We start from the raw sequence: 1213 nt of genomic DNA on the forward strand, positions 1-1213 counted from the left end.
TATGACCCGTACGGGATTCGAACCCGTGTTACCGCCGTGAAAGGGCGGTGTCTTAACCGCTTGACCAACGGGCCTTAATAAAATGATGTGGCGGAGAAGGAGGGATTTGAACCCTCGCGCCGGTTACCCGACCTACACCCTTAGCAGGGGCGCCTCTTCAGCCTCTTGAGTACTTCCCCATTACATAAAAATGGCTCCGCAGGTAGGATTCGAACCTACGACCGCTCGGTTAACAGCCGAGTGCTCTACCACTGAGCTACTGCGGAACGTATACATGGTGGGCCTAAGTGGACTCGAACCACCGACCTCACGCTTATCAGGCGTGCGCTCTAACCAGCTGAGCTATAGGCCCATTTTTTGGAGCGGGTGAAGGGAATCGAACCCTCATCATCAGCTTGGAAGGCTGAGGTTTTACCACTAAACTACACCCGCATTCTAATTATGGGGCGACTGATGGGAATCGAACCCACGAATGTCGGAACCACAATCCGATGCGTTAACCACTTCGCCACAATCGCCGTTATTTTTTCTTAATGGTGGCTCAGGACGGAATCGAACCGCCGACACAAGGATTTTCAGTCCTTTGCTCTACCGACTGAGCTACTGAGCCATACCAAATTATTTAAATGGCGGTCCCGACGGGAATCGAACCCGCGATCTCCTGCGTGACAGGCAGGCATGTTAACCGCTACACCACGGGACCTTACTGATTGCGGGGACAGGATTTGAACCTGCGACCTTCGGGTTATGAGCCCGACGAGCTACCAGACTGCTCCACCCCGCGACGATGTGAATGTGACTATTTGTTTTTTGAAAATTATGGAGGAGGTAGAGGGATTCGAACCCCCGCGAGCCGTTAAGCCCCTGTCGGTTTTCAAGACCGATCCCTTCAGCCGAACTTGGGTATACCTCCGTATTAAAATATGTGGTGGACCTTGTAGGACTCGAACCTACGACCGGACGGTTATGAGCCGTCTGCTCTAACCAACTGAGCTAAAGGTCCTTTATTTTTTGGTAGCGGCGGAGGGAGTCGAACCCACGACCTCACGGGTATGAACCGTACGCTCTAGCCAGCTGAGCTACGCCGCCAAAAATAAAGTCTTTTAGTTTAATGGTGGAGCCTAGCGGGATCGAACCGCTGACCTCCTGCGTGCAAGGCAGGCGCTCTCCCAGCTGAGCTAAGGCCCCATTTAATTTCGGTTTGTATATGGAA

General features: G+C 52.7%; 13 tRNA genes. All 13 read right to left on the reverse strand.

Annotation, left to right across the window (positions count from 1 at the left end):
- Positions 1–2 precede the first annotated feature (2 nt).
- The 13 genes from BN349_RS19375 to BN349_RS19435 all read right to left on the reverse strand — a co-directional run bounded on the left by BN349_RS19375 (position 3) and on the right by BN349_RS19435 (position 1188).
- Positions 3–74 (reverse strand) — tRNA-Glu (locus BN349_RS19375).
- A 14-nt stretch (positions 75–88) separates the two neighbouring features.
- Positions 89–179: transfer RNA gene (locus BN349_RS19380), tRNA-Ser, on the reverse strand.
- Positions 180–191: 12 nt separating this feature from the next.
- Positions 192–266 (reverse strand) — tRNA-Asn (locus BN349_RS19385).
- A gap of 9 nt (positions 267–275) precedes the next feature.
- Positions 276–352 (reverse strand) — tRNA-Ile (locus BN349_RS19390).
- 6 nt (positions 353–358) lie between these two features.
- Positions 359–432: transfer RNA gene (locus BN349_RS19395), tRNA-Gly, on the reverse strand.
- Positions 433–442: 10 nt separating this feature from the next.
- Positions 443–518: transfer RNA gene (locus BN349_RS19400), tRNA-His, on the reverse strand.
- Positions 519–534: 16 nt separating this feature from the next.
- Positions 535–610: transfer RNA gene (locus BN349_RS19405), tRNA-Phe, on the reverse strand.
- A gap of 17 nt (positions 611–627) precedes the next feature.
- Positions 628–703: transfer RNA gene (locus BN349_RS19410), tRNA-Asp, on the reverse strand.
- A gap of 7 nt (positions 704–710) precedes the next feature.
- Positions 711–784, reverse strand: a tRNA-Met gene (locus BN349_RS19415).
- Between the two features lie 36 nt (positions 785–820).
- A tRNA-Ser gene (locus BN349_RS19420) sits at positions 821–913 on the reverse strand.
- A 13-nt stretch (positions 914–926) separates the two neighbouring features.
- Positions 927–1003: transfer RNA gene (locus BN349_RS19425), tRNA-Ile, on the reverse strand.
- A gap of 9 nt (positions 1004–1012) precedes the next feature.
- Positions 1013–1089: transfer RNA gene (locus BN349_RS19430), tRNA-Met, on the reverse strand.
- 23 nt (positions 1090–1112) lie between these two features.
- Positions 1113–1188: transfer RNA gene (locus tag BN349_RS19435), tRNA-Ala, on the reverse strand.
- Between the last annotated feature and the right edge of the window lie 25 nt (positions 1189–1213).

The organism is Bacillus sp. AP8 (assembly GCF_000321185.1).
Taxonomy (GTDB): Bacteria; Bacillota; Bacilli; order Bacillales; family DSM-1321; genus Bacillus_AD; species Bacillus_AD massilioanorexius.